The following is a 7,431-nucleotide window of genomic DNA, read 5'->3' as shown; positions in this document are numbered from 1 at the left end:
GGTCGACTACGAGAACACCGCAGTCACCGAGCCCGAAGCCGCATAGAGGAGTCCTCCACGATTCCGGGGGAACCACACACCGACCGTTTTGATCGATGAGGTGGTCGAGAGGTGTGGTGAGCTCCGCCATGACTCCAAGGTACACGAACATATGTTCGAACGCCAGGTTTTTCCACAGTCGACGTCTCGGTCAAACCAGCGGTATGACAACGTCTTTCGCAATGCGAAAGCAACTCGCAACACTGACGCACCGTTCTGCGACCTTCAACTTGTGGTTCCTCCGGGACGCTCGACAGGTGATCTGTCGGAGTCGCTTGTTAGTCTCGCGTCCTCATCTGGCAGAGCGGATACGGGGGATGTCCCCCATCCGAAGGGAGTTCAGGGTGGCAATTCCTGTCGACCCGCAATTCTATGTGGGGCTTCTCGCTGCGCTCGTCCCGGCGTTCTCTGCGCTGGGGGCCTTGTACATTCGGCAGAAGCAACGCCGATCGCACTATGAACAGGTAGAGCAACTGATGGCGTTGCTGCCTGATGACGATGTCGATCCCGCCGTTGCGTCGCTCAAGCAGCGTTATCGCTGGGCCGAGGCTCTGCGTCGATTCGACATGATCACGCTGCCCCGTCCTCAGCGCGGGCGCGCATTTGTGTTCTCCACTATTGGCTGGGGTAGCGCCTTGATCGGTAGCGCCTATTTTGTCGGCGCTCTCGTACCCGGCGTGCTGACGGCTTCGTCGCGGGTACTGGCGGTCCTGTTCGCGCTGGGGATGCTTATCTGGGCCTGGCTCGCGTTGCTCACAGCCCACGACTTCCGGCAACCGGTGTACCGCCTCGCCGGCCTTCCTTTGCCCGCGTACTCCCCACATGCCACGCAGATTCGACGGATACGGGCAGACTACGGACTCTTTACGTCGCTCGACGACGCCGCCGAAGAGGCGACCCGAAAGCGGATTGAGCGAGGTCGTCGAGCTCGTCGGTGGTACACCCGTAGGCGCTACGAATTTCGTTCGGTGGCACTGGTTTTGAGAAGGCCTGTCGCAGTACGCGCGTTCCGCGTGAGTCGGCAGGCTTCCGCCAGAGGGGCACGATAGGCACGCTGGGTCAGACGAACCTGCACCGCGTGAAGAGTGGCCGTTGTGACGCGTGAACCTACGCCTGGACTTCGAAGGCCTTGAGAACCGTCGTCGTCCAGATCTGCTGTCCGGCAGGGCTCGGGTTGACGGTGTCCTTCAGCAGCGGCGCCAGCGACGCGTCGTCGGTGGGGAAGGCGGAGTAGACGTCGATCACCTGGATGCCCTCGGCGTCCATGGCCGACGCGAAGCCGGCGGTCTGTTCACCGGTGTTCTTGCCCTGCGCCGGGCTCTGCTTGATCGCGACGAGGTCGGCGTTCGGGTATTCCTTGCGGAGCTGAGCGATGAGCGGCTGCAGTTGTTCGGCGAGCGCGGTCTTCGGATCCTGCGTATGTCCGAAATTGAGCATGATCAGATCCGGCGAGGCATCCGCGGGAATCATCTTGTCGAGATTTTCGAGCGCGTAGTTCGCGTCTTTCCCGGAAGCGCTGCCATTCCAGAATCCGATCGGGCCGTTCGGGCCGTCGCCGAGTCCGACCATTGCGCCGTAATCGTTGGTCGTGGTGTTCCAGAATTTGGTGGCCATCGGCCGCTGGAGGGTCTGGCTGATCGCGGTGCCGACCTTGGGTGCCCAGCCGTCGCGGGCGGCACCGGTCGAATCACCGAGCAGCACAATTGTTCTCGGCTCAGCCGCATGCGCCTTGGCATCTTCCATGAAGGCAAGGGTGGCGGGCTGCTCGAGCGGGGTCGAGCTGGTCGGGGTCATTGCTGCCGTCGCGTCCGACGTCGGAGCGGTTCGATTACTCGACACGACGAGACCGACGACGAGCACCAGCGCACACACGACCATGACGATCCAAGCCCAGATCGGTGCAGAACCGGCAATGCGCTTTACGGCATTGAACATGTAACAAGTCTCCCAACCCGCGTTTCTCGTCTAGCGACTTTGTCACCATAGCGGCCATTTACCGGCCACGCGCGAGGCGTCGGGCTCGTTTGTTTCAACAATTACTCGGTGCGGGCAATCCAGCAACTCGGTCGCGGACCCAGGTCGCCATAGCGGGACCAGGGTTGACGATATGCCCCTGCTGTTCTTGCCGAACACTCAGTACCCGATCCCCGGCCTCGCATGCGCGTCGAAGTGTGTCTTCCATCACATCGAGAGGGATGACATTGTCGGCCGCCCCGTAGACCGCCAGGATCGGCACCTTCGTCGCGGTGCGGGGGAGGGTGTAGGCCGCGAGGCGCGCGTGCAGGGTCTGGGCGGCTGCCGGCGTCACGGCGCCCAGCGAGGTATCCGCGGGCACCGACAGCAACGACACCGCGGTGCGGTCATCGCCGCACACCGGCACCGCGGAGCTGTTCAGCGCGGAGAGGTGGTCGCCGGATTTCACCGCCGGGTCGGCCTGCGAGACCCCGTGCACCACCAGCGGATACAGGTGCTGCTGGGCGCGCGTGAGGGTGTTCTCCTGTGCGCGCGTCGCGAAGTACCGGGGATCGAGCAGTGGCGCGACGGCCACGACGCCCAGTAGTTCGCCACTTTCGCCGCCGTAGCCGGCGAACTCCTCGGCGGTCGACCAGACCGCCGCGCCACCCTGCGAGCGGCCTGCGGCCAGCCAGCGCGGACTGATACCGAGACCTGCGGACTGGGCCGCGCGGGCCGCGTCGATGACGTTGAATGCGGCGGTGCGCGGTTCGAGATACGGGTGCGGCGCCTGACGACCGGTACGCGTGCCGAGTCCCTGGTAATCGGTGGTGACCACGGCATATCCCGCGTCGAGGAAATCCTGGACCGCGGTCAGATCACCGAACATGTCCGCCTGGTCCGACGGCGCGCAGTCGGGGGTGATGCCGGTGGTTCCGTGCGCATAGGCGATCAGCGGCCAGCCGCCGGCCGGGGGAGTGGAATCGGGAACGAAAACCGCCCCGCTCACCGAGGTCGTCGACCCGTCGACGCCGGAAGTGGACCGATAGACCAGTCGTTTGGCGACGGTGCCGTATGGCAATGACCAGGAGTCGGGAGCGTCGTCCGTCCGAACAATCTCCCCGCGCTGCTCGACCGCCTCCGCGCTCAGCACGACGCTCGTCGACGACGCCGTCGAACTCGGCGTTCCGGCCGTCGAATCGCCCCCCGACGTCGACGCGCATGCCGAGATCCCCATCCCGAAAACGGACACGACGGCGACACATACGCCGACGTACCGCACTCGCCCCCACCTGGAATTCACCCGAGAACGGTAACCCGTCGATTCGGGCGGTTTGCGTCGACGTATTCGTTGAATGATTCTGGGTGGGTGGAGTTATCCGTCGGGGTTCGGAGAACAGGTGTGTCATCGGCTGATGGGCCGGTGCTGGTCGACGTCGATAAGGCGCGCGTGCCGAGTACTCGACGCCACGCTGAACCTCCTGCGCCGCAGCATAACCCGCTGGCCGTGTCCGCGCCGGACGACGACGAGGTCTACGAATATCTCGGTCCGCAGATGCGCTGGATTCAGCTGGTTCTGACAGCCGCGTTCGTGCTGGTCGCCGTCTCACTTGTCGCATTCGCGACGACCCATCCATGGCTCACGCCGGTTCTCGTCATTCTTGTAGCGAATGTGATCGGGAACACATTTTCATTGTTGACCGGCATGAACAAACGGCGGGTGACATGGTCGTCGCATCAGGAGCGCGTGACTTCCTGGAATCCGCCCGACGGCCGATATCCGAGCGTCGACGTCTTTCTGCCCACCTGTGGTGAGAGTCTGGAAATCCTGCGCAACACCTATGAGCATGTCGTCGCGATGAACTGGCCCGGGAAGCTGTTCGTCTACGTCCTCGACGACGCGGCACGCGAGGAAGTTCACGATCTGGCAGCATCTTTCGGTTTCGACTATGCGGTCCGCCCCGACCGCGGGCACCTCCGTAAGGCCGGCAATCTGCGACATGCGTCTCGGATCAGCCATGGGGAATTCATCGTCATCTTCGACGCCGATTTCTGTCCCCGCCCCGATTTTCTCGGCCATCTGGTCCCCTATTTGGACGACCCTCAGGTTGCGATCGTGCAGAGTCCGCAATGCTTCGCCACCACCGAGTCGATGAACTGGATTCAACGCACCGCCGGCGCGACGCAGGAATTCTTCTATCGCTGGGTGCTGCCGTCGCGTGATCGGATCGGCGCGGCCAACTGCGTCGGGACGTCGGCGATCTATCGGCGCAGCGCGATCGACCGGGTCGGTGGTTTCGCCGCGATCGAGCACAGTGAAGATCTGCACACCGGACGTCACCTGCAGCAGGCCGGCTACACGATCCGCTATGTGCCGGTGGTGTTGTCGCGCGGACTGTGCCCGTCGGATCTCGCGGGCTTCCTCAACCAGCAGTACCGCTGGTGTCAGGGGACGTTGACGCGCGTGCGCGCGCTCCCCGGACTGCAAACACCGCATTTCCCTTCGCTCCCTGAGGAGGCCCGGAGCTTGCGGAGGGCCGTCTCGAAGGGCACTTTCAGGCAACGCATCGCCCGGTGGGCCGGCGTCCTGTACTACATCACCACCGCGATGAACGTCTTCCTGCTCTTCCTGCCGGGCGTGATCATGGCGGTCTTCTATCCCGAGGATGTGCGGCCCGCGCAGCTGGTCCCGTTCCTGCTCGGCTTGTGGGTGTATGTGGTGCTGTTCCCGCTGGTGTCGCGTACCCGCTGGCGTTTCGAGGTGCTCCGTATCCAGATGGCCTACAGCTACGCGCATGCGGTGGCGATCTGGCACAAGATCGTCGGCCGTGAGATCGGCTGGGTGCCGACCGGCGTGATCGGCCAGTCGAACTCGCTGGCCCGCTCCATCTCCTGGCTCGGCGCCACGGTGCTCGGGGCGTCGTTGGTCGCGTTCTGGGTGTCCATCGTCTGGGACGTGATGGAGTACGGGCTGGCCCAGTTCTGGATGATGGTCGGCCTGATGCTCGCCTACACCTACCTGGCGTTGCCGCTGTTCGTCGAGTTCGTGAAGATCCTGCTGCCGCGGCGTTGTTCGCGCGTGGCTGAGGTCGAACCAGAGGAGATCGCAGCATGACGGCGTTCGGTCCCGAACCCGACGACACGCGCCCCGTAGCCCATCCCGAGCGCCCCAACCCGACGAACTGGAATCGCATCTCGGCGTGGGAGGTCGTCGGCTACACGCTGGTGATCCTGTTCATCGCGGCGCTGGCGCTCGGCTTTTTCGACATCATGCTCCCGTGGGACACCAAGTGATCGGCAGGGCGGGCTGATGCCGTACGAAGCCCCGACCCAGCCGATGCGTGCGTTGCAGGTGGAGCCCGACGCGGCGCCGACCTCGCCGATGCGGGTCGCGCCCACAACATTCTTCGACGACATCGCCGGCCTGCGCGGTATCGCGGTGCTGCTCGTGGTCCTGTTCCACTCGCACGTCCCGTACCTGACCGGCGGGTTCGTCGGTGTCGACGTCTTCTTCGTGATCTCCGGATTCCTGATAACCGGGCTGCTGGTCCGCGAGTACGAGCGCCACGAACGGATCTCGTTGCGCGGCTTCTTCGCCCGGCGCGCCCGCCGCATCATCCCGCCGGCCGCGCTGGTCATCGTAGTGTCGATCATCGGCGCCGCGATCTTCATGCCTCTGCTCAAGGTGTTCAAGCAGGCGCTCGATCTGCTCGCCGCGGCAGCGCAATTGGCGAACTGGCATTTCATCGAGCAGAACGCCGACTACCTGGCCGGCGCGATCGACGGCAGCCTGGCGACACACTTCTGGTCGCTGGCCATCGAGGCCCAGCTGTACTTCATCTGGCCGTTCCTGGTGATCGGCGCCGGTGCGCTGGCGACCCGGACGCGGCTGCGCGAACACCTCTCGGTCCGCTGGTCGGTCGGGATCGCGGTGCTGCTGGTCAGCGTGGCGTCGCTGGTGTGGGCGATCGTGCTGACGCCCACCGATCCCGCGACCGCCTACATGGCCACCTACACCCGCGCCTGGCAGTTCGGCGTGGGCGGCCTCGTGGCCATCGGGACGCCGGCTCTCGCACGCCTCGGTGGCCTCCGCGCGATCAATCCCGTTGTCCTCGTGCTGGGTTGGGCGGGCTTGGCCGGCATCGTCGTCGCAGGGTTCATCGTGAACGCCCACACGCCGTATCCCGGTACCGCGGCGCTGCTCCCGACCGCGGGTGCCGCCCTTGTCATCGCCTCCGGTTGTGCCGTGGGAACGGGTTCGCTGTTCGTCGGACGGCTGCTGGCGACGCCGCCGCTGAAGTTCCTCGGTCGGGTCTCGTATGCCTGGTACCTGTGGCATTGGCCGGCGATCGTGCTGTATGAGGCGGTCGTCGGGTCGTCGAGCTGGCCGGTGTTACTGGCCGTGTCGGCGGGATCGCTGGTGCTCGCGACCATCTCGACGCTGCTGTTCGAGGAACCGCTGCTGCGTAACCGCGAGCTCAAACGCAATGACTCGGCGTCGATCTCGCTGGGCCTGACCGGCGTCGTCGCAGCCCTGGCGGTCACGATGACCGCCGGCGTGATCACCGTGCAGGTGGCCAGCCGCGACACCGTCGCGAACGCGTCGCTCACGTATCAGTCGGTGTTCGGGACCGACAGCGGTGAGCAGTCCGGCCCGGTGACGCCCAATCCGTTCCAGGCGTTCGACGACCGGCCCGAACCGTTCGAGTGCCTGATCCCGGTGGGGGACACCGCGCCCCGCACCGACTGCGTCTTCGGTCCGGCCGACGGCATCCCGGTGGTGCTCTTCGGCGACAGTCACGCCGACCAGTGGGCGCAGGCGATCCGCAACCTCGGCGCCGACCACGGCTGGCGCATCCACCAGTTCACCAAGGCCGCCTGCCCAGCCCAGCACCTGCGGCCGCAGCCTCGCATCCCGGACCCGTACGTGAAGCCGGACTGCCAGGAGTGGCGCGAGGAGACGCTGAAGCGCATCGCTGAGGTGGGTCCGCGGATCATCTTCGTCTCGTCGCTGTCGACGTATGTGCCGGACCGTGTGGTCTCCGAGGCCGCGTGGACGCACACGATGATCCAGCTGCGGAACACCGGCGCCAAGCTCGTCTACATCGCCGACACGCCCTACCCGGGTTTCCAGGTGGCCGACTGCATCTCCGGCTCGATGGACGACTGGACCAAGTGCGAGTTCAACTTCGACGACTACCCGCGCATCGAGCCGATCACCGACGTCGTGTCACGTGACGAATACCAGGACGTGACAACGGTCAGCGTTAACGACCTGCTGTGCGAGGGCAACTCGTGTTTCGCCGCGCACAACAAGATTCTCTTCTACCGCGACGACTCGCACCTGACCGCCACCGCCGCGCGGGTCCTCGAGCCGGCGCTCCGCGCGCAGCTGGACAAGCAGAGGTTCGACTACAACGCGCGATAAAGCTGGTTGAG

Annotated in this window: 6 protein-coding genes; 4 read left to right on the top strand and 2 right to left on the bottom strand. The window is 65.1% G+C overall.

Annotated elements, in window-relative coordinates; translation table 11 throughout:
• Positions 1-383: 383 nt before the first annotated feature.
• Positions 384-1,088 (top strand): hypothetical protein, encoded by a 705-nt coding sequence (locus BPODLACK_RS08575; RefSeq protein ID WP_006435370.1) that lies wholly within the window; start codon positions 384-386, stop codon positions 1,086-1,088.
• A 58-nt stretch (positions 1,089-1,146) separates the two neighbouring features.
• Here the strand turns inward: BPODLACK_RS08575 and BPODLACK_RS08570 are convergent, their stop codons facing one another.
• The gene (locus BPODLACK_RS08570) at positions 1,147-1,974 is read right to left on the bottom strand and encodes an SGNH/GDSL hydrolase family protein (protein WP_006435371.1); all 828 of its coding nucleotides are present in this window, start codon (positions 1,972-1,974) and stop codon (positions 1,147-1,149) included.
• 94 nt (positions 1,975-2,068) lie between these two features.
• The gene (locus BPODLACK_RS08565) at positions 2,069-3,295 is read right to left on the bottom strand and encodes an alpha/beta hydrolase (RefSeq protein WP_174324707.1); all 1,227 of its coding nucleotides are present in this window, start codon (positions 3,293-3,295) and stop codon (positions 2,069-2,071) included.
• A 204-nt stretch (positions 3,296-3,499) separates the two neighbouring features.
• On the opposite strand from BPODLACK_RS08565, the gene BPODLACK_RS08560 reads away from it, so the two are divergent.
• Genes BPODLACK_RS08560 through BPODLACK_RS08550 form a run of 3 tightly spaced genes read left to right on the top strand, consistent with a single transcriptional unit; the run spans position 3,500 to position 7,420 of the window.
• Positions 3,500-5,107 carry a glycosyltransferase family 2 protein gene (locus tag BPODLACK_RS08560; protein WP_236577637.1) on the top strand — a complete coding sequence of 536 codons (1,608 nt, stop codon included), beginning with the start codon at positions 3,500-3,502 and terminating at the stop codon, positions 5,105-5,107.
• Positions 5,104-5,286 carry a cellulose synthase (UDP-forming), glycosyl transferase family 2 gene (locus BPODLACK_RS08555; protein ID WP_159405092.1) on the top strand — a complete coding sequence of 61 codons (183 nt, stop codon included), beginning with the start codon at positions 5,104-5,106 and terminating at the stop codon, positions 5,284-5,286. The genes BPODLACK_RS08560 and BPODLACK_RS08555 overlap by 4 nt, the downstream gene beginning before the upstream one ends.
• Before the next feature lie 16 nt (positions 5,287-5,302).
• A complete protein-coding gene (locus BPODLACK_RS08550) occupies positions 5,303-7,420 on the top strand; it encodes an acyltransferase family protein (protein ID WP_159405091.1) in 2,118 nt (705 codons plus the stop codon).
• The last annotated feature ends 11 nt before the right edge of the window (positions 7,421-7,431 follow it).

Origin of the sequence: Gordonia sp. YY1 (assembly GCF_009872315.1) — a bacterium.
In the GTDB taxonomy this organism is placed as follows: Bacteria; Actinomycetota; Actinomycetes; order Mycobacteriales; family Mycobacteriaceae; genus Gordonia; species Gordonia amicalis.
This window is presented reverse-complemented; position numbering and strand designations above follow the sequence as displayed.

Coding starts and splice junctions, on each gene's coding strand:
- BPODLACK_RS08550 (WP_159405091.1), top strand. CDS start 5,303: ATGCCGTACGAAGCCCCGACCCAGCCGATGCGTGCGTTGCAGGTGGAG.
- BPODLACK_RS08555 (WP_159405092.1), top strand. CDS start 5,104: ATGACGGCGTTCGGTCCCGAACCCGACGACACGCGCCCCGTAGCCCAT.
- BPODLACK_RS08570 (WP_006435371.1), bottom strand. CDS start 1,974: ATGTTCAATGCCGTAAAGCGCATTGCCGGTTCTGCACCGATCTGGGCT.